Genomic DNA, 18,508 nt, shown 5'->3' on the forward strand with positions numbered 1-18,508 from the left:
TCGAGGACGGGGAAATGCCTTCCAACGCGTACAACCTGGAACGGGCCAAGCGCCAGCCGTTGACGAAGAAGAACCTGCGGGAACTCGGCATCGAGCAGACCTGGCAGTCCGTCCTGGACCACCCCAACCTGGTTTACGTCGACGATTACGGCGTGCGGCACAAGCCCGTCGGATTCTCCGTGAACAAGTCGAGCTTCGGTGCTTTCCCCGGCTCCGCGTCCAAGCTGGGCTGGCTCGCCTACATGAACCTCGGAGAACCGCTGATCGAGGAGCGGGGCAACATCAGCCAGCCCCCGCCCGACACGTTCTCCTCGCGCGCCTACGTCAACCGCAGCCGGACGTCCAAGATGACCTTCACCGACTCGGTCGATTTCACCGTGTCGAACGGGGTCACCTGGTCGCTCCAGGGAGACGCCCGGCTCACCTTCGGCGGCAGCGTCAGCGCGCAGCTCCAGCTGCAGTTGCAGAACCAGCTCAAGATGGACCTCCAGTCGCAGCTTCAGGCGCAGAGCCAGAACGAAGTGGCGAACAGGAACACGGACACCGTGACCAACAAGAACAGCAAGGACAGCGTCGGGGTGGACAACGCCCACGCCACCGAGACGTCCACGAGGAACTCCGCGACGAACTCCGCAACGAACTCGGTGACGAACTCGGTGGCGTTCACGACCACGGGCAGCGCCACCGGCAGCGCGACGCTCAACGCCCAGTTGGCGCTGGGCATCACGGCTTCCGTCGGCGGCTCCCTGACCACCAGCTGGACCTCGAAATCGCAGATCTCCGGCGAGATCGAGCCGGACTCCCGCGTGAAGACCCTCGTCACGCAGCGGCGTACGCACAAGCAGTACACCTACGAGATCCCGGTGACCTTCTCCGGGCTGCTCGCGGTGAAGTACGACGTGCCGGTGACGGTCCTGTCTCCCCCGCAGTCCGGGGACCACCCCGGGCTCGACCAGTTGGTCGCCCGCGACATCGGCGACCTCGACCTGGCGGGCGGCGGCTTCCGCATGAAGGGGCTGGCCGAGGTCGTCTCCGCCCTGGAGGTCCACCACACGATGTTCGACGGCGAGAGCCTGACGGACAGCCAACGAGCGCTGCACAAGCAGCCTTGACCGGGCGGGCGGCGCCGCCACGACGACGACCAGGGGTGACGACATGGTGTTCGACAACATCTTCGGCTTCGCAGGCAAAGGCGCGGGGCTCTTCTCCGTAACCACCGACGGCACCAAGCCACAGCCGGGCGCGGGCGTCGACTTCGAGGACGCCGACGACGACACATACGACGACACGAGCACGAGCCTCTTCCCCAACGCGATCCACGGGGCAACTTCCCGCGCGAAGGTCGTGCAGGAGCAGTCGCCCGAAGCGCGGGCCGTCCTGGGCTTCCTCGGCTCCTTCATCCAGACCACCCAGGAGTCGGCCGGCGCGCAGGCCCAGTACGCCGGGAATCCCAGCTCGGTGTCCACGGCGGCTGCCGCAGGCATGCAGGAGTCGAGTACGACGGTGACGGAGCACAGCGGCCTGCAGAAGGACGAGGACCTGGAGAGCACGCCGAAGAAGAGCGACTTCACCAAGGCTCCCAAGGCCCCGGAGACACCCAAAGCACCCAAGCCGACCGCGGAGGACACGTCCGATTCCCAGTAGTGCACGACGCAGTGCACGGCTCCCGAGGGGGCAGGGACGATCTCGCCCCTGCCCCCTCGTGCGTCATACGGGCAGCAGTTGCCACTGCCGTTCCCGGTGGTCGCCCTCCGCCCCGTGCTGCTTGATCACCGTGCGGGCATTGGTGTCGACCCGCAGGAGCAGACCGCTGTTCCGGTTCGCGATCTCGTACGCCCGCGGGGTGTCGGCCACAGAACCCACCGGGATCAGCCGCCACTGCTGGTGGTGCGCGTCGACTCCCTCGTAGGTACGTTGCGCGACCACCGCCCCGGCCCTCTCCTGCGCGCCGACGACCTCCAGGACCTTGCCGCTGCGCACGTTCTCGATCGCGTACAGGACGTCACCGTTGTCCTGGCCCGCCACGACCAACCGCCACCGCTGGTGGCCCCTGGGGGTGGCGAGGGACTGGTGGATCTCGGCCCCGTCCTTGGTGGACTCACGCAGGACCGCCATCCGCAACCTGCTCCGGACGTTCGCCCAGGAGACCACCGTGCCCGCATCGGGCAGCCCGGCCATCTTCGGCGACGCGATCTTCCGGACCCGGTTGTTGACGTGGTCGGCGATATAGAGGGTGTCGACGCAGTCGACGGCGAGCCCGAACGGGTTCTTCAGTTGGGCTGAAGCGGCCGGTCCTTCGTCACCGCCGAAACCCGCGGCGCCCGTACCGGCAACCGTGCTGATCGTCCCGTCCGCCGCCACCTTCCGGACCCGGTGGCCGCCGTACTCGGAGAGGTAGAGGTCGCCGGCGCTGTCCACCACCACCCCCACCGGGCCGTTCAGCTTCGCCGAAGCGGCCGGGCCGCCGTCACCGTCGAAGCCCGCGGCGCCCGTACCGGCAACCGTGCTGATCGTCCCGTCCGCCGCCACCTTCCGGACCCGGTGGCCGCCGTACTCGGCGATGTAGAGGACACCCTCGCCGTCCAGCGCCACTCCGTGCGGGCGGTTCAGCTGGGCTGAAATCGCTGGACCGTCGTCTCCCCCGGAGCCCGCGGTCCCGTTCCCCGCGACCGTGCTGATCGTCCCGTCAGTCGTGATCTTCCGGACCCGGTTGTTGTGGTATTCGGAGACGTAGAGGACGCCGGCGCTGTCCACCACCACCCCCAACGGGAGGTTCAGCCGGGCGGCGGTGGCGGGGCCGCCGTCACCACTGAAGCCCGCGGCGCCCGTGCCGATGACCGTGCTGATCGTCCCGTCGGCCGCGACCTTCCGGACCCGGTGGTTATTGGCGTCGACGATGTAGACGGCGCCTTCGCTGTCCACCGCCACCTCGCGCGGGCAGTTCAACTGGGCCGAGACAGCAGGGCCGTTGTCACCCCGGTAGCCCGCGGCCCCGGTCCCCGCGACCGTACTGATCTTCCCGTCAGTCGTGATCTTCCGGACCCGGTGGTTGTTGTAGTCGGAGAAGTAGAGGGTGCCGACGCTGTCCACCACGATCCCGTACGGACGGTTCAACTGGGCCGAAACGGCAGGCTCGTTGTCCCCCGTGAACCCCGCGACCCCGGTGCCCGCGACCGTGCTGATCGGAGGGGCGGAGACCTCGCCACCTGTGCTTGCCGCGTGAGCAGTGCTCATCGTCGTCCCTTCACCGTTCACCGACCGCCCATTACAAGCGGTTGTATGTTGATTCCAGAAAGTCACACGAGTACCGGGTTGGGCAAGATCACTTCCGAGTGATCCTTGGGGAACACATTGACGAGACACCGCACCGGTCACCTCCCCCGCCAACTCCCGCACGCGCACCGCTCGGTCGCGACGGCATCCCGCCCGAGGAGAGGGCCGTACCGGCCGGGATGAAGCCGTTCGGAAGGCCGCGGGGCCCGCGCCCGGCAGAGCCCCCGCCGCACGCTCAGAGCGGCACTGAACGGCGCCACCGACCAGCAGTTGATCACCTTCACCCCGGCCGCCCACGTCGAGCTGGAGTCCGGGAAGCGCCCCGAGCCCACGCAAGGGCCCGAAAAGACGGAACGCCCCGGCCGGTGATTCCCGGCCGAGGCGCTGCCTCGCAGGTCAGCGACGCCGATCCGCGCCGCATGCGGTGGGCCATCAGGGGCTCGAACCCTGAACCAATGGATTAAAAGTCCACTGCTCTGCCAATTGAGCTAATGGCCCGCACCGAGCAGCATAGCCCGAGCCCGCGCCGCAGCCCGAAAACATTAGCCATCGGCGGAATCCCGGCTGCTCAGCGGCCCGCCCCTGCGCCGTCCGCCACCCGGTCGCCCGCACCTCAACGCACAGGGCCCGTACGGCACTTGCGTGCGGTACGGGCCCTGTGGCGGATCAGCTCACCGGCGGCGGTGCGCCGGTCGCGGGTCAGCCGTTGCGCTTCCAGCGCGGCTTGTCGTCACGGCGGCCGAAGGAGCCGGTGCCGGCGCCCGAGCCGCGGTGGTCGTCACGACGGCCGTAGGGGCGGTCGCTGTTGCCGGAGCGGAAGCCGCCGGAGGACGGACGGCCACCGGAACGGTCGTCACGGTTGAACGGACGGTCGCCGCCACCGGAGCGGTAGCCGCCGGAGGACGGACGGCCACCGGAGCGGTCGTCACGGTTGAACGGGCGGCTCGGACGGTCGCCGCGGTCGCGGTTGAAGCCGCCACCGGAGCGGTCGTCACGACGGTCGAAGGAACGGCCGCCACCGGAACGGTCATCGCGGCGGTCACGGTTGAAGCCACCGCCGGAACGGTCGTCACGACGGTCACGGTTGAAGCCACCGCCCGACCGGTCGTCACGACGGTCGAAAGAACGGCCACCACCGGAACGGTCATCGCGGCGGTCACGGTTGAAACCGCCACCGGAACGGTCGTCACGACGGTCACGGTTGAAGCCACCGCCCGACCGGTCGTCACGACGGTCGAAAGAACGGCCACCACCGGAACGGTCATCCCGACGGTCACGGTTGAAACCGCCGCCCGAGCGGTCGTCACGACGGTCACGGCGCTCGAAGTTGCCCCGCTCGTCGCGGTTGCTGCGCTCGGCGGGACGGCGCTCGTCCGGTGCGGTGGGCTGGGCCGGCACGGCGGCGACCTCGGCGGCAGCGGCCTCCACGGTCGCGGCGACGGCGGCGAGCGCCTCGGCCGGGTCCTCGCCACGCTCACGGGCGGCGCGGGCGGTCAGCCGGTCGGCGTCCTCGCGCAGCTCGGTGGCGCGGCGCTGCACGCGCTCCAGCTCGCGGGTCAGCTCCTGCACCTCGCGCTCCGCCTGCTTGGCGGAGTTGGCGGCGGACTCGGCCTGGACCTCGGTGAGCGAGCGCGCACCGGTGATCTGGGCGACGTCGTCGTCGAAGGCACCGGCGCCGCCGACGATGTGCCGCGAGGCGTCCACACCCGCGTCCTCCATCAGGCGGAAGATCTGCCGGCGCTGGTGCGGCAGCGAGAGCGACACGACGGTGCCGGACCGCCCCGCACGGGCCGTACGGCCACTGCGGTGCAGGTAGTCCTTGTGGTCACCGGCCGGATCGACGTTCAGGACCAGGTCGATGCCGTCGACGTGGATGCCGCGGGCGGCGACGTCGGTGGCGACCAGGCAGTTGACGTAGCCGTCCTTGAAGTCGGCCAGGGTGCGGGTGCGCGCGCCCTGCGTCATGCCGCCGTGCAGCGCGTCGGCGAGTACACCGGCGTCCCGCAGCTGCTCGGCGACGCGGTCGGCGCCGAGCTGGGTGCGGACGAAGATGATGGTGCGGCCCTTGCGGGCGGCGATGGCGGCGGTGACCGGCGCCTTGTCCTTCGGCTTCACGACGAGGACGTGGTGCGTCATGGTCGTGACGTTGCCCTGGGCGCTGTCGACCTCGTGCGTGACCGGGTCGGTCAGGTAGCGCTTGACCAGGGTGCCGATCTCGTTCTCCATCGTGGCGGAGAAGAGCATCCGCTGGCCGCCGGCCGGCACCAGGTCGAGCAGCTCGGTGACCTCGGGCAGGAAGCCCAGGTCGGCCATCTGGTCGGCCTCGTCCAGGACCGCGACCTCGACCTTGTCCAGCGAGCAGGCGCCGCGGTTGATGATGTCGCGCAGCCGGCCCGGGGTGGCGACGAGCACGTCGACGCCACGCTCCAGGGCGTAGATCTGGTTGCCCATGGACGTACCGCCGCAGACGACCTTGAACTTCAGGCCGAGGACGTCGCCGTAGGGCTGGAGCGCGTCGCTGACCTGCATGGCCAGCTCGCGGGTCGGGGTGAGGATGACGCCGCGGGGGCGCTTCTTCTCGGTCTGGCCGCCGGCCAGCTGGGTCAGCAGCGGCAGGCCGAAGGAGAGGGTCTTGCCGGAGCCGGTACGGCCACGGCCGAGGATGTCGCGGCCGGCGATGGCGTCCGGGATCGTCGCGGCCTGGATCGGGAACGGGGTGGTGACACCGTTCTGCGCCAGCTTGCGGACGATCTTCTCGTCGAGGCCCAGGTCCGCGAAGGTGACCTGCGGCTCGGCGGGCTCGGTCGCCTCGGGGGCGTCGGTCGTCTCGGCCGCTGCGGCCGTCTCGACCGGCTCGCTCACCGCGGCAGCCGCCTGCTCGTCGGATGCGGGCATGACGGACTGTTCAGTGGAAATTGACATGCGAAATGCGAAACCTTCCGGAGTCTCGGCACGCGCCCAAACTCCGTGTGTTTCACAAAGACCGCCTCTATGCGGTCAGCCACGGCAAGGGAGAGAACGCGCCACGCGGCGCGCTTCTTTTCTGGCGCCGGGCAAATGGGATCAAACGATCTACCACCATACGCACTCCGCCCCCAGGAAGGCAAATGACCTTCTCACGCCGACCCCGCGGGACACCAGCCCCCGCACTCCCCGCGTGTCACCGACCGGCCCGCGCCGCACCGCGCCCCGACAGCTCTCCGCCCGCCTACGCATCCCACCCCGCCTGCGGATACGGCGATTCGTCCGGCGCCACGGGCGAGGGTCCTGACGCCTGGGACGACGGTGTGGCCGAGGTGCTCGGCGGCGGGGTCGGCGATCCGGTCGGGGCCGACGGAGTGGGCGACGCGGGCACCGAGGGCGCCTCATCCGACGGTGAGGGCGCCGGCTGCGTACCGCCTCCGGGGTGCCCGTCACGGCCTGGCGTCTCGCCGCCCTTGTGGCCGGCCCCGCCGCCCGTCCCCCGCTCCCCGCCGTCCGGCGTCGCGGACCGGTCCTGCGCCGCCTCGCCCGGCACGCCGTCATCCACCTCCCGGCCCGCCCCGCCGGTCGTGCCGCTCAAGCCGCTCGTGCCACCGGAGCCCGTCCCGCCGCCGTACGGCTCCGCCCGGCGCGGGCCGTCACCGCTGCCGTCCGCCGTCAGGCCACCGGGCTCCCTCGGACCCCTGCCGTCCGATTCACCGTGCGGCGCGCTGCCGCCCGAGCGCTTCGGAACGGGGTCGCTCACGCTCATACAGCCGGACAGCGCGGCGGCCAGCGACGCGGCGACGGCCACGGAGGCGGTGGCACGGGCCAGCGCACGGCGTACGGGGGCCGGGGAAGCGGCGGGCGCGGACGGCTGCGCGGGCACCCGCGCCCCGCCGGGCGCCGGCCGCGCGGCACGGGACGGAGCGGGGAGCGGGTGGCGCGGGGCAGGGATCGGTCGCACGGGCGGGACCTCCGGATCCGGAGCGCTGGGCGGCGCCGCGGGGACTTGGGACGCCTTGCCCAACTCCCGCCCCCCGCTTGAGGACACGCGCCACGCACCCTTGATCGGGGCCCGGCCGCCCGCACCCCGGGGCCCGGCACCTCACCCGTCCCGGTGACCTCAGCCGTACCCCAGCGCGTGCAGCCGCTCCTCGTCGATCCCGAAGTGGTGCGCGATCTCGTGCACCACCGTCACTTCGGTCTCCGCGACGACGTCTTCGCGGTTCTCGCACATCCGCAGGGTCGGCCCCCGGTAGATGGTGATCCGGTCCGGCAGCACCCCCGCGTACCACTCCCCGCGCTCGGTCAGCGGCGTCCCTTCGTAGAACCCGAGCAGGTCGGGATCGTCGGACGGCGGCTCGTCCTCGACGAACACCGCCACGTTGTCCATCAGCCGGGTCAGCTCCGGCGGGATCCGGTCCAGCGCCTCGGCGACCAGTTCCTCGAACTCCTCGCGCGTCATTTCCAGCACACCGCCATTCTCCGCCACCGGCCCCGGATCCGACCGCCCCGTACACCCGGCCGCGCCGGAGCACCCCTGGCCGAAGACCACATCCGGCGACGCGAGTTGACCCGCTCCCGCCCCGGGGCCGTCCGTGGGGGCCCCGGAGCGGGGCGGCGGCCCGCGCACCGGGGAGCCCCGGGAGAACCGGCCGGGCGCCGCCACCGGCACACCCACCGCCGCCCCCCTTTCGGGCCCCCGCGGACGGCCCCGGGTAAACCGTTTTGGCGAACGGTCCTCCCATCCCATATGCTTCTCACGTCCCCGACGGCGCCGGTAACGACGCCAAGGCGGGCCATCAGCCCTCATCGTCTAGTGGCCCAGGACGCCGCCCTTTCAAGGCGGTAGCACGGGTTCGAATCCCGTTGGGGGCACGCATTACCGTGTGCGAGACTGTTTACGCCGTTTCGCACAATGCAAGGTCCTGTGGAGCAGTTTGGAGTGCTCGCCACCCTGTCAAGGTGGAGGCCGCGGGTTCAAATCCCGTCAGGACCGCTTGCAGATCATCTCGGTGATCTGCGTGGCTGGGTAGCTCAGTTGGTACGAGCGATCGCCTGAAAAGCGATAGGTCGCCGGTTCGACCCCGGCCCCAGCCACCAGAGTGAAAACATCCCGGACGGCATGTCGTCCGGGATGTTTTGTTGCGTGCCGTAGCAAAGGCACACCCCCGGCAGCAGTCGGCTCCAGGGTTTCATGTGCTGACAAGATGCTGACGTGTCAGCACCACACCGCGTGGTTCCTGGCTGCCAAGCCCATCCGGCTCCCGCACGGAACCCGTGCTGCTCCGTGAGCGTGGTCACGGGAGTCGCCCGGCCGTCAGGCGCGCATCAGAGTGACCGTGCGCCCGGACGGGGTGGTCTGCTGCGAGAAGGCGGTGCGCTCGTGGACCGGGGCAGCCTGGGGGCGAGTGTCGAAGACGACCAGGGTGCCCGTGGACAAGCTCCATGCGGTCCAGGTAGTCGTCCAGCTGTGCCGCCGTCTCAAGGGAGGTCGAGCTCGTGGCCAGGATCTCGCCGTTCTCCCGCCAGAGCTCGGCGAAGGAGCGCAGCAGCTTGTCCATGTCGATCCGGCCGTCCGACAACTGGAAGCTGCTCGGTGCCGCGGTGATGACCGATTCCATCCTGGGGCCTAGGACGCGGACGATGACCTCTTTGTAGGTTGGCCACACACACTGGCGAGTGGCTGGCCTGCGGGTCTAAAACTCGGGGCCGGCACAAGCGGAGGGTCATGTGGATCTCGACGCGGCGTCCGGCGTCGAGGTCGGTGGCACCTGGGTCACCGCGACCGTCCACGGCACGGAGCGGTACGAGGTGGAATCGCCCCTGGACAGTCCCGAGGGTGTGGCCGGGGCGTGCGACTACCCGTATGGCCTGGAAGCGATCGGTCCCCGCATCGTCATTCTGAGCGGTGGCGCTCACTGCGTGACCGACGCTGCCAACACGTCTATCAGGCAATGTCACCGCTTCCCGATACGATGCCTCCCCCCGAAAGAAACGCGCCCCACTCCCGGCGGTGCGGTCGGACGAACCGAACAAACGGAGGGCAGCAGGTGGGCGCGGTCGAGCAGGTATTTCTGGAATGTGAACGCGCTCGGGCGGACGGCGACCTGATCCAGCGAGTGTCGGCGAGCGACAAGGAATACCACTTCCAGAACTGGGTTGGGGAGCGCATCGAGGCGTGCCGCCTCGCCTACGACGAACCGGGCAGGAACACGTATCCGGACTTCCGGCTCGTCAACCACCCGGAGGGCTACGAGGTCAAGGGTTTGGAGTTCCCCGGCCGAGAGGCTGACTACGACTCCAACTCCCAGGTACCCACGGGGAACCACAACGGCCGCGAGGTCTTCTACGTCTTCGGACGTTACCCCAAGGCCGAGCGCGGCGTTGACGAGTACCCCGTCGTCGATCTCGTGGTCTGCCACGGCAGCTTCCTGAACGCCGACACCGACATATGTCCACAAGAACAAATCGTTCCGCGGCTTCGGCTCCTACGGCGACATACTGGTCCGCGACCGGAAGATGTACGTCGTGCCGACGCCGTTCGCACTGGCCACGGGAACGGCCGGCCTGGCCACACTCATCGCACCCGCCGACTACCAGGTACAGTCAAGCGAGCTCGTCCAGGTGGGCGAGCTGGACCGGGTCGAGGTCGACGATGTGCTCGTGTCCTACGAGTTCAACATGCAGACCAACGAGATGGTCACGCACAAGGAGCCGAACCCGAACGCCGGTACCGTGCACCAGTTCCGTGCCTACCGATCGCGTGGAGCGGGTGACACCAAGACGGTCACGCTGAAAGAGCCTCGCTCATGACGCCCGTGGTGCCTGCACGGACGGGCCTGGAGTCAGCCTTCCCCGCCGCGATGCTCAGTGCCGTTGGCACGAAGGAGTCCTGGCGCAAGGAGGTCCACCGCCCTGCGACCAGTACACACAAGTGGTGGGCTAAGCGCCTCGGCACTGTCTTCCGTGGGATTCTCGCCTCGGCTGCAACACCCGAGGACGCCGATAGCGCCGCGGCATACGCATCCCCATTGGATCTGAAGGGTGCCGTCGTACTCGATCCCTTCTCTGGCTCCGGTGTCACTGGTGTCGAAGCGCTCAAGCTCGGAGCCCGAGCCGTCTGCTTCGATATCAACCCCGTGGCAACCCTGGTCCAGCGCCAGGCAATGCAGCCCTGGAACATGGAGCGTCTGGCGGCTGTCTACGAGGCCGTCGAGTCTGCCTGCCGCGAGGAGATTGACCGCTTCCACCGAGCCGAAGATGGCCGGAGCGTCCTGTACTACTTCTGGGTCGCGACCGTCCAGTGCCCCAGTTGCTCCGACAAAGTCCGGCTGTTCGACTCTCCGGTTTTCTCTAAGAACGCTTATCCCAAGCGAGTGCCAAAGGCACAGGTCGTCTGCCCTAAGTGCCTGGCTGTCAAACAGAGCCGACACGATTTCGACTCCGAAACGTGCCCCAACGGCCACGAGATCAGCCAGCGCGGAGCAGTCCGTGGTCAGATGGCGACTTGTCAGCAGGGCCACACCTTCAAAATCTTGACTGCTCTCGGCGGCAATAGGGCCGAGTTCGAGATGTACGCCAAGATGGTCGCGAACCCGGACGGCTCAAAGGTCTACGAGAGCATCACTGACTGGGATCGCGACCTCTACGCACAGTGCGTAGAGCGGCTAGCCGCTCTGCCCGACTCCGTGGTCCTGCCGCAGGGTGAGCTCGCCAGAGGCAACAACACCGACCAGGCACTGAAGTGGAACTTCCGCAAGTGGCGCGACTTCTTCAACGCACGCCAACTGGTCTCGCTCTCGCTGATCGCGACCGCGATCCGGGACTCGCCCGGGCCCTCCGCAGAGCGTGAAGCGCTCGCGGCACTCTTCTCGGGCACCCTTGAGTTCAACAACCTCTTCACGTCCTTCAAGGGCGAGGGGACAGGCGCTGTCCGGCACATGTTCAGCCACCACGTCCTCAAGCCGGAGCGTACGCCCCTCGAAGCTCATCCGTGGGGGACGCCCCAGTCATCGGGGTCCTTTTCGACTCTCTACAAGAGTCGGCTGCATCGTGCGCATGAATACAAGGTGAAGCCCGCCGATCTCGTCTACGAAGGCGACGGAGTCGAACGTGTCACCGGGCTCGCTAAGCCGCTGGTTGCGACCGTTGTCGACTCATGGGCATCGTTCGAGACCGCCCAGGGCCAAACCGCCTACGTCGCCACGCGGAACTCGGCGGAGACCGATCTTCCCAATGAGTCTATCGATCTAGTCGTCACGGACCCGCCCTATATGGACAACGTTCACTACGCGGAGCTCGCTGACTTCTTCCACGCCTGGCTTCGCGGAATGCGACCGTACGAGGCATATGCAGCGACGGCGACAACACGGCGAACCGGAGAAGTTCAACACGCAGATCCGGTGGAGTTCGGCAAAGCCATCGAAGCCGTCTGGAGCGAGTGCGCACGGGTCCTGAAGCCGGGTGGCCTCCTCGCCTTCACGTTCCATCAGGCCCGCATCAGCGGGTGGGTACAGGCGGTCGAGTCACTTCGCCGCGCCGGCTTCGTGATCACTGCCGTCCAGCCAGTCAAGGGGGAAATGTCGACGAGCATCGTCAAGGCTGGCGCCCGAGAGCCGTCGAACCTGGACAGCGTGGTTGTCTGTCGTCGGGCAGCCGACGGCGCAACCAACCCGAACGGCTCACTCGAAGAAGCTCTGGCAACCGCACAGAAAGAGCTGAGCGCTCTGCTGGAGGCTGGTGTGGATGTGGGGGTAGGAGACGTGCGGTCCGTCGTTCGCGGCTCCCTGTTGGCTTACCTATCGTCAGCGGGCATCGACTTGAACGATGCGGTCATCGCTCAGGTGGACGCGCTGGCTTCAGAGACAGTCGACGCACCGGTCGTCCCGAAGCAATCTGCTGCGATTCCCGTCTGACACGAGCAACAACGTCGAGAAGCTGGGGCGTGTTTCGCAGGTAGCGTCGCGCCGCCCGTGAGGGCGGTGCTGGGCGCCGTGGCAGGTGCGCGCAGCTGCAAGGCGGAGGGAGGATAGGCCACACCACGCATCACAGGCGTGCGCAAGTGATCACTACCGTCACTGAAATGCGTCGTTCTCGGATCCAGCCTCGTGACCTTGACGACTGGGGACACGAAAGCCATCCGTCCCACTAAGTCTGTGATGACCCCCTGCCCCGCACCGCGCAGGTTGAGGACCAAGCCAGAGGGAAGGCCGGCGCCACGCATGGACACTCCCCCCCTCTCTCCTCCTGCCCGGGAACGACGACGTGCGTGGCGTGCTGACGCGGTTGCAAGCGCCCCTGGCGCCATCAGCATGATTTGCTTCAGCAGGCACCATGGAGTCGGCGCAGGACTCCCGGAATCAGGGTGGTCTTCGACCACTCCCAGCAAGCCCAGATTCCCGATCGCAATGACTGACCTCCCTGTGCTGACGTGTCAGCACAGGGCCCGGATCGAGGAGGATCGAGCAGGACCCAGGAGGAATCAAACAGGCGCGTTTGTCCGATTCTCTGGCGTTTCCGCAGGTCAGGAAGGTAACGATTTCGGGTTCGAATCCCGTTGGGGGCACGCATTACCGTGTGCGAGACTGTTTACGCCGTTTCGCACAATGCAAGGTCCTGTGGAGCAGTTTGGAGTGCTCGCCACCCTGTCAAGGTGGAGGCCGCGGGTTCAAATCCCGTCAGGACCGCTGCGGCTGGGTAGCTCAGTTGGTACGAGCGATCGCCTGAAAAGCGATAGGTCGCCGGTTCGACCCCGGCCCCAGCCACACCCTTTGGGAGAAGGCCCCGATCCAGTGGATCGGGGCCGTGTTCGTGTGCTCCGACACGGACGCCGGGGCGGGCGCCCGCGCATCCGCGCCGGCGCCCGTCCGGCTCATTCCTGCGCCGCGTGCGCGGGAGCGGCGTGCGTCTCGCGGCCCCCCGGATGGCGGTGCCGCCAGAACCAGAAGACCGCGCAGGACAGCACCGCCCAGCCGGCCAGCACCAGGAACGGGAAAAGGTGCTGGGAGCCGCCGAAGTAGACCGCGGTGTGCTGGGCGTTGACCGAGGCGCCCGGCGGCAGCCAGCGGCCGATGTGGCCGAGGAGCGAGGGCAGCAGCGGCCAGGAGACCGCGCCACCCGACGACGGGTTGCCCAGGAGCACCATCAGGCCCCAGGTGGGGATCATCGCCCAGCGGCCCATCAGGGTGTTGAACATCGAGAAGACCATGCCGGACGTGAACATCGTCAGCGCCAGGATCAGCCAGGACTCCATGAACGGCAGGTCCAGCGCGCCCAGCCACCAGTCCACCACCGCGGCGATGGCGAAGCCGCCGAGCAGGGCGTAGACGACGGTGAACGCGATCCGCTCGGCCGGGTTGAGCGAGCGGGCGTGCACGCTGAGCTGGATCGCGCCGACGAAGCCGATGATCACCGCGGCGAGGGAGATGTAGAAGAGGGCCAGGCCACGCGGGTCGCCCTGCTGCAACGGCCGGATGTCCTGGACCCGGACCTGCACCCCGACCGCCTTGCCGACCTGCGGAGCCGCCGTGGTCAGCAGCTGCGCTACCGACGCGCCCGACGCGCCCGCCACATCCAGCTCCACGCCCTTGCCGTGCGGGCTCAGGATCGCGAACACCTGCTGCTCCTCGACGGCCTTCCTGGCCTGCGGGTAGGTGTCGTAGGGGATCAGCCGCAGCGAGGCGTTGAGCGCCTTCTCCATCCCGTCGGCGAACACCTTCTCGCGGCTCGGCGTGCCGTCCGGAGCCTTCTCGGCGCCGACCACGGCCGTCGGCACGTGCCGCGGGGTCGGGTTGGCCATGGTGTACGTGTACGAACCGGCGAACAGCCCGGCCGCCGCCGCGAGGATGAAGACCAGCACACAGGCGGGGAAGAACGGTGACTTCTTGAAGGCCGCCCATTTCTCCGCACCGGTACGGGCCCGGCCGTGGGCACCGTGCGCGCCGGATGCGCCGTGTTGATCATCCATACGAACACGCTAAAGCACCCATGACAGACATACCCGTGCAGGTCTCCGCAGTGCGGTGCCGAACGGCCCGGTGGCGGGCCACTCGCGGGCCGCCTTCCGTCCGCGTCCCGGCAAATCGTTCGCCAGCCGAATCGCCGAGGTGAGATCCTGGGGGTCGTATGTCCAGTCAGCCTGCCTCCGCCCCGCCCGCCGGCGCATCGCCGGCCCTTCCCGCCCTGCTGGAGCGACTGCCCGAGCTGATGCTGCGCGATCAGCAGCGGCTGGGGCGTCGGCTCGACGGCGCACGCCGGATCCGTAAGCCCGAAGCCCGCGCGGCGGTACTCGCCGAGATCGCCGAAGGCATGGCGGAGGCGGAGCTGCGGGTCGCGCAGCGGCGCGCCGCGGTGCCCGCGATCAGCTACCCCGAGCAGCTGCCGGTCAGCCAGAAGAAGGACGAGATCCTGGAGGCGATCAGGGACCACCAGGTCGTGATCGTCGCGGGCGAGACCGGCTCGGGCAAGACCACCCAGATCCCCAAGATCTGCCTGGAGCTCGGCCGCGGCATCCGCGGCCTGATCGGGCACACCCAGCCGCGCCGGATCGCGGCCCGTACGGTCGCCGAGCGGGTCGCCGAGGAGCTGCGGACGCCGCTCGGCGATGCGGTCGGCTGGAAGGTCCGCTTCACCGACCAGGTCGGTGCCGACACCCTCGTCAAGCTGATGACGGACGGCATCCTGCTCGCCGAGATCCAGACGGACCGCGAGCTGCGCCAGTACGACACGATCATCATCGACGAGGCACACGAGCGCAGCCTCAACATCGACTTCATCCTCGGCTACCTGGCGCAGCTGCTGCCCAGGCGGCCCGACCTGAAGGTCGTCATCACGTCGGCGACGATCGACCCGGAGCGCTTCGCACGGCACTTCGGCGCGTTCGCGACGGTGGACGCCGCCGAAGAGAAGTCCGCGCCGATCGTCGAGGTCTCCGGGCGTACGTATCCCGTGGAGGTCCGCTACCGGCCGCTTCTGGAGGAGGGCGGCCAGGAGGGGGACCGTGACCAGATCACCGCGATCTGTGACGCGGTGGACGAACTCCAGGCCGAGGGCCCTGGCGACATCCTGGTCTTCCTCTCCGGCGAGCGCGAGATCCGGGACACCGCGGACGCGCTGATCAAGAAGAACCTCCGCGCCACCGAGGTGCTGCCGCTGTACGCACGGCTGTCGCACGCCGAGCAGCACCGCGTCTTCCAGCGCCACACCGGACGCCGCATCGTGCTGGCCACGAACGTCGCCGAGACCTCGCTGACCGTCCCCGGCATCCGGTACGTCATCGACCCCGGCATGGCCAGGATCTCCCGCTACAGCTTCCGCACCAAGGTGCAGCGGCTGCCGATCGAGCCGGTGTCGCAGGCCAGCGCCAACCAGCGCAAGGGCCGCTGCGGCCGTACCAGCGACGGCATCTGCATCCGGCTCTACTCCGAGGACGACTTCCTCAGCCGCCCGGAGTTCACCGACGCCGAGATCCTGCGGACGAACCTGGCATCCGTCATCCTCCAGATGACCGCGGCCGGCCTCGGCGACATCGAGAAGTTCCCGTTCATCGACCCGCCGGACCGCCGCAACATCAAGGACGGCATCGATCTGCTGCACGAGCTGGGTGCGCTGGCCGGCGGCCCGAAGGGCGGCAGGAGCCAGCAGGCAGGCCAGCAGCTGACCCCGCTGGGCCGCAAGCTCTCCCAGCTGCCGGTCGACCCGCGCCTGGCCCGCATGGTGCTGGAGGCGGACCGCAACAACTGTGTCCGCGAGGTCATGGTGATCGCCGCCGCACTGTCCATCCAGGACCCGCGCGAGCGCCCTTCGGACAAGCAGCAGCAGGCCGACCAGCAGCACGCCCGATTCAAGGACGAGACCAGCGACTTCCTGGCGTTCCTGAATATGTGGCGCTATGTGCGGGAGCAGCAGAAGGCGCTGTCCTCGTCCGCTTTCCGCCGCATGTGCCGCAATGAGTTCCTGAACTATCTGCGGATACGTGAATGGCAGGACATCTACTCCCAGTTGCGCTCGGTCGCCAAGACGATGGGCGTTCATCTGAGTGAGCAGGACGCGGCGCCCGACCATATTCACACCTCGCTGCTCTCCGGTTTGCTTTCGCATATCGGCTTGAAGGACACCGAGGCGAAGAACGAATATCTGGGCGCCCGCAGCGCCAAGTTCGCGGTCTTCCCCGGCTCGGCGCTGTTCAAGAAGACCCCCCGCTGGATCATGTCGGCAGAACTGGTCGAGACGTCCCGGCTGTGGGCGCGGGTGAACGCCAAGATCGAGCCGGAGTGGGTCGAACCGCTGGCCCAGCACCTGGTGAAGCGGACGTACAGCGAGCCGCACTGGGAACAGAAGATGGCCGCGGTGATGGCGTACGAGCGGGTGACGCTCTACGGCGTCCCGATCGTCGCGCAACGCAAGATCACCTACGGGCGCATCGATCCCGAGGTCTCCCGCGACCTGTTCATCCGCAATGCCCTGGTCGAGGGCGACTGGCGTACGCATCACCAGTTCTTCCACGACAACCGCAAACTCCTCGGCGAGGTCGAGGAGTTGGAGCACCGCGCCAGGCGCCGCGACATTCTCGTCGACGACGAGACTCTCTTCGACTTCTACGACCAGCGCATTCCGGCCGACATCGTGTCCGGCGCGCATTTCGACACCTGGTGGAAGAAGAAGCGGCAGGAGGAGCCCGATCTCCTCAACTTCGAGCATTCGATGCTCATCAACGAATCCGCGGAGAGCGTCACCAAGGACGACTACCCGGATTCCTGGCGGCAGGGAAAGCTGAAGTTCAAGGTCACCTACCAGTTCGAGCCGGGTGCCGACGCGGACGGCGTGACCGTCCACGTACCGCTCCAGGTGCTCAACCAGGTGGCGTCCGAGGGCTTCGACTGGCAGATCCCGGGCCTGCGCGAGCAGTTGGTGACCGAGCTGATCCGGTCGCTGCCCAAGCCGATCCGCCGCAACTACGTCCCCGCGCCGAACTTCGCCGCCCGCTTCCTGGACTCCACGGTGCCGCTCCAGGGCGCGCTGACCACCTCCCTGGCGGCGGGCCTCCAGCGGATGGTGGGCGTACCGGTGACGGCCGCCGACTTCGACACCGCCAAGGTGCCCGACCACCTGAAGATCACGTTCCGGGTGGTCGACGAGCGGCGTCGCAAGCTCGCCGAGGCCAAGGACCTCGAAGCCCTGCGGCTCCAGCTCAAGCCGAAGACCAGGGCGGCCATCTCCAAGGCATTCGAGCAGGCCGCCGAGCGCCCCGCCAAGGACGGCAAGGGCGGCAAGGGCGAGGGCCAGGCGCTGGCCGGCCTGGAACAGCGCACCGGCCTGACCTCCTGGACGATCGGCACACTGCCGCGCACCTTCGAAACTCGCCGGGCCGGCCAGCCGCTGAAGGCGTACCCGGCGCTGGTCGACGAGGGCAACAGCGTCGCCGTACGGCTCTTCGACACGGAGGCCGAGCAGCGGACGGCGATGTGGGCCGGCACCCGCCGCCTCATCCTGCTCAACATCCCCTCCAACCCCGCCAAGTTCGCGCAGAGCAAGCTCAGCAACCAGCAGAAGCTCGCACTGTCCCGCAATCCGCACGGCTCGATCCCGGCGCTCTTCGACGACTGCGTGACCGCTGCCGCCGACCGGCTGATGGCGGCCCGCGGCGGCCCTGCCTGGGACGAGGAGTCGTTCCGGAAGCTGTTCGACGGGGTCAGGGCCGATCTGGTGGACGCCACGATGCAGACCATCGGGCAGGTCCAGGAGGTCCTCGCGGCCTGGCAGGCGTGCGAGCGCCGGCTGAAGGACACCACCTTCCCGTCGCTGCTGCCCTCGCTCGCGGACGTCAAGGAGCAGTTGGCGGCGCTGATCAAGCCGGGCTTCGTCACCGCGCACGGCGCCAAGCGGCTGCCGGACCTGATGCGCTATCTGGTGGCCGCCGACCGCCGGCTCCAGCAGCTCCCCACCAACGCCGAGCGGGACCGCGCCCGGATGGCGAAGGTGAAGGAGATGCAGGACGAATACGCCTGGCTGCTGGAGCAGTTCCCCCAGGGGAGGCCGGTGCCCGCCGCCGCCCTGGAGATCCGCTGGATGATCGAGGAGCTGCGGGTGAGCTACTTCGCGCATGCGCTGGGGACCGCGTATCCGGTGTCCGACAAGCGCATCGTGAAGGCCGTGGACGCGGCTGCGCCGTAGCCGGGGCGGGCCGCGGAGGGCCGGGGCGCGGCCCGGGAGGTGCGCCTCCCGGGAGCGAGTTCGACCGCACCCCCTGACCTGCTGTAGAGTCTTGCTT

Annotated in this window: 13 protein-coding genes and 6 tRNA genes; 11 read left to right on the forward strand and 8 right to left on the reverse strand. The window is 68.5% G+C overall.

The features are described 5' to 3' along the window. The first annotated feature begins 14 nt into the window (after positions 1-14). A complete protein-coding gene (locus ACGFNI_RS15175; RefSeq protein ID WP_393683948.1) occupies positions 15-1,112 on the forward strand; it encodes a hypothetical protein in 1,098 nt (365 codons plus the stop codon). Between the two features lie 43 nt (positions 1,113-1,155). Next, entirely contained in the window at positions 1,156-1,644 is a 489-nt protein-coding gene (locus tag ACGFNI_RS15180) for a hypothetical protein (protein WP_393683949.1), read from the forward strand. Between the two features lie 63 nt (positions 1,645-1,707). Here ACGFNI_RS15180 and ACGFNI_RS15185 read toward each other — a convergent pair whose 3' ends face one another. From ACGFNI_RS15185 to ACGFNI_RS15205, 5 genes are all read right to left on the reverse strand, one after another. Next, positions 1,708-3,234: an RICIN domain-containing protein gene (locus tag ACGFNI_RS15185; protein WP_393683951.1), complete on the reverse strand. Its 1,527-nt coding sequence runs from the start codon at positions 3,232-3,234 to the stop codon at positions 1,708-1,710. A 464-nt stretch (positions 3,235-3,698) separates the two neighbouring features. Continuing rightward, positions 3,699-3,771 (reverse strand) — tRNA-Lys (locus ACGFNI_RS15190). Between the two features lie 201 nt (positions 3,772-3,972). Further along, positions 3,973-6,195 (reverse strand): DEAD/DEAH box helicase, encoded by a 2,223-nt coding sequence (locus ACGFNI_RS15195; RefSeq protein ID WP_393683953.1) that lies wholly within the window; start codon positions 6,193-6,195, stop codon positions 3,973-3,975. 286 nt (positions 6,196-6,481) lie between these two features. Further along, positions 6,482-7,201, reverse strand: coding sequence for a hypothetical protein (locus tag ACGFNI_RS15200; protein ID WP_393683955.1), 720 nt, complete (start codon positions 7,199-7,201; stop codon positions 6,482-6,484). A gap of 159 nt (positions 7,202-7,360) precedes the next feature. Then, positions 7,361-7,711, reverse strand: coding sequence for a metallopeptidase family protein (locus ACGFNI_RS15205; protein WP_393683957.1), 351 nt, complete (start codon positions 7,709-7,711; stop codon positions 7,361-7,363). A 331-nt stretch (positions 7,712-8,042) separates the two neighbouring features. Here ACGFNI_RS15205 and ACGFNI_RS15210 point away from each other — a divergent pair. The 3 genes from ACGFNI_RS15210 to ACGFNI_RS15220 all read left to right on the forward strand — a co-directional run bounded on the left by ACGFNI_RS15210 (position 8,043) and on the right by ACGFNI_RS15220 (position 8,340). Then, positions 8,043-8,115 (forward strand) — tRNA-Glu (locus tag ACGFNI_RS15210). A gap of 46 nt (positions 8,116-8,161) precedes the next feature. Next, positions 8,162-8,236: transfer RNA gene (locus ACGFNI_RS15215), tRNA-Asp, on the forward strand. Between the two features lie 27 nt (positions 8,237-8,263). Continuing rightward, positions 8,264-8,340 (forward strand) — tRNA-Phe (locus ACGFNI_RS15220). A 217-nt stretch (positions 8,341-8,557) separates the two neighbouring features. Here ACGFNI_RS15220 and ACGFNI_RS15225 read toward each other — a convergent pair. Continuing rightward, the gene (locus ACGFNI_RS15225) at positions 8,558-8,680 is read right to left on the reverse strand and encodes a hypothetical protein (RefSeq protein ID WP_393683959.1); all 123 of its coding nucleotides are present in this window, start codon (positions 8,678-8,680) and stop codon (positions 8,558-8,560) included. Positions 8,681-8,739: 59 nt separating this feature from the next. Here ACGFNI_RS15225 and ACGFNI_RS15230 point away from each other — a divergent pair, with 59 nt between their 5' ends. Continuing rightward, positions 8,740-8,898 (forward strand): hypothetical protein, encoded by a 159-nt coding sequence (locus ACGFNI_RS15230; protein ID WP_393683961.1) that lies wholly within the window; start codon positions 8,740-8,742, stop codon positions 8,896-8,898. Between the two features lie 299 nt (positions 8,899-9,197). On the opposite strand, the gene ACGFNI_RS15235 is transcribed toward ACGFNI_RS15230, so the two are convergent. Then, positions 9,198-9,662 (reverse strand): hypothetical protein, encoded by a 465-nt coding sequence (locus ACGFNI_RS15235; protein ID WP_393683963.1) that lies wholly within the window; start codon positions 9,660-9,662, stop codon positions 9,198-9,200. A gap of 106 nt (positions 9,663-9,768) precedes the next feature. Here ACGFNI_RS15235 and ACGFNI_RS15240 point away from each other — a divergent pair, with 106 nt between their 5' ends. The 4 genes from ACGFNI_RS15240 to ACGFNI_RS15255 all read left to right on the forward strand — a co-directional run bounded on the left by ACGFNI_RS15240 (position 9,769) and on the right by ACGFNI_RS15255 (position 13,004). Beyond that, entirely contained in the window at positions 9,769-10,053 is a 285-nt protein-coding gene (locus ACGFNI_RS15240) for a hypothetical protein (RefSeq protein WP_393683965.1), read from the forward strand. Then, positions 10,050-12,155: a DNA methyltransferase gene (locus ACGFNI_RS15245; RefSeq protein WP_393683967.1), complete on the forward strand. Its 2,106-nt coding sequence runs from the start codon at positions 10,050-10,052 to the stop codon at positions 12,153-12,155. Before ACGFNI_RS15240 ends, ACGFNI_RS15245 begins: the two co-directional genes overlap by 4 nt. Before the next feature lie 696 nt (positions 12,156-12,851). After that, positions 12,852-12,926, forward strand: a tRNA-Asp gene (locus ACGFNI_RS15250). A gap of 4 nt (positions 12,927-12,930) precedes the next feature. Then, positions 12,931-13,004, forward strand: a tRNA-Phe gene (locus ACGFNI_RS15255). Positions 13,005-13,111: 107 nt separating this feature from the next. Here ACGFNI_RS15255 and ACGFNI_RS15260 read toward each other — a convergent pair. Continuing rightward, a complete protein-coding gene (locus ACGFNI_RS15260; protein WP_393683969.1) occupies positions 13,112-14,206 on the reverse strand; it encodes an ABC transporter permease in 1,095 nt (364 codons plus the stop codon). Positions 14,207-14,364: 158 nt separating this feature from the next. Here ACGFNI_RS15260 and hrpA point away from each other — a divergent pair, with 158 nt between their 5' ends. Continuing rightward, positions 14,365-18,411: an ATP-dependent RNA helicase HrpA gene (gene hrpA, locus ACGFNI_RS15265; protein WP_393683971.1), complete on the forward strand. Its 4,047-nt coding sequence runs from the start codon at positions 14,365-14,367 to the stop codon at positions 18,409-18,411. The last annotated feature ends 97 nt before the right edge of the window (positions 18,412-18,508 follow it).

This window comes from Streptomyces sp. NPDC048644 (assembly GCF_043199105.1).
Taxonomy (GTDB): domain Bacteria; phylum Actinomycetota; class Actinomycetes; order Streptomycetales; family Streptomycetaceae; genus Streptomyces.

Coding starts and splice junctions, on each gene's coding strand:
- ACGFNI_RS15195 (WP_393683953.1), bottom strand. CDS start 6,195: ATGTCAATTTCCACTGAACAGTCCGTCATGCCCGCATCCGACGAGCAG.
- hrpA (WP_393683971.1), top strand. CDS start 14,365: ATGTCCAGTCAGCCTGCCTCCGCCCCGCCCGCCGGCGCATCGCCGGCC.
- ACGFNI_RS15180 (WP_393683949.1), top strand. CDS start 1,156: ATGGTGTTCGACAACATCTTCGGCTTCGCAGGCAAAGGCGCGGGGCTC.
- ACGFNI_RS15175 (WP_393683948.1), top strand. CDS start 15: ATGCCTTCCAACGCGTACAACCTGGAACGGGCCAAGCGCCAGCCGTTG.
- ACGFNI_RS15185 (WP_393683951.1), bottom strand. CDS start 3,234: ATGAGCACTGCTCACGCGGCAAGCACAGGTGGCGAGGTCTCCGCCCCT.
- ACGFNI_RS15260 (WP_393683969.1), bottom strand. CDS start 14,206: ATGGATGATCAACACGGCGCATCCGGCGCGCACGGTGCCCACGGCCGG.
- ACGFNI_RS15245 (WP_393683967.1), top strand. CDS start 10,050: ATGACGCCCGTGGTGCCTGCACGGACGGGCCTGGAGTCAGCCTTCCCC.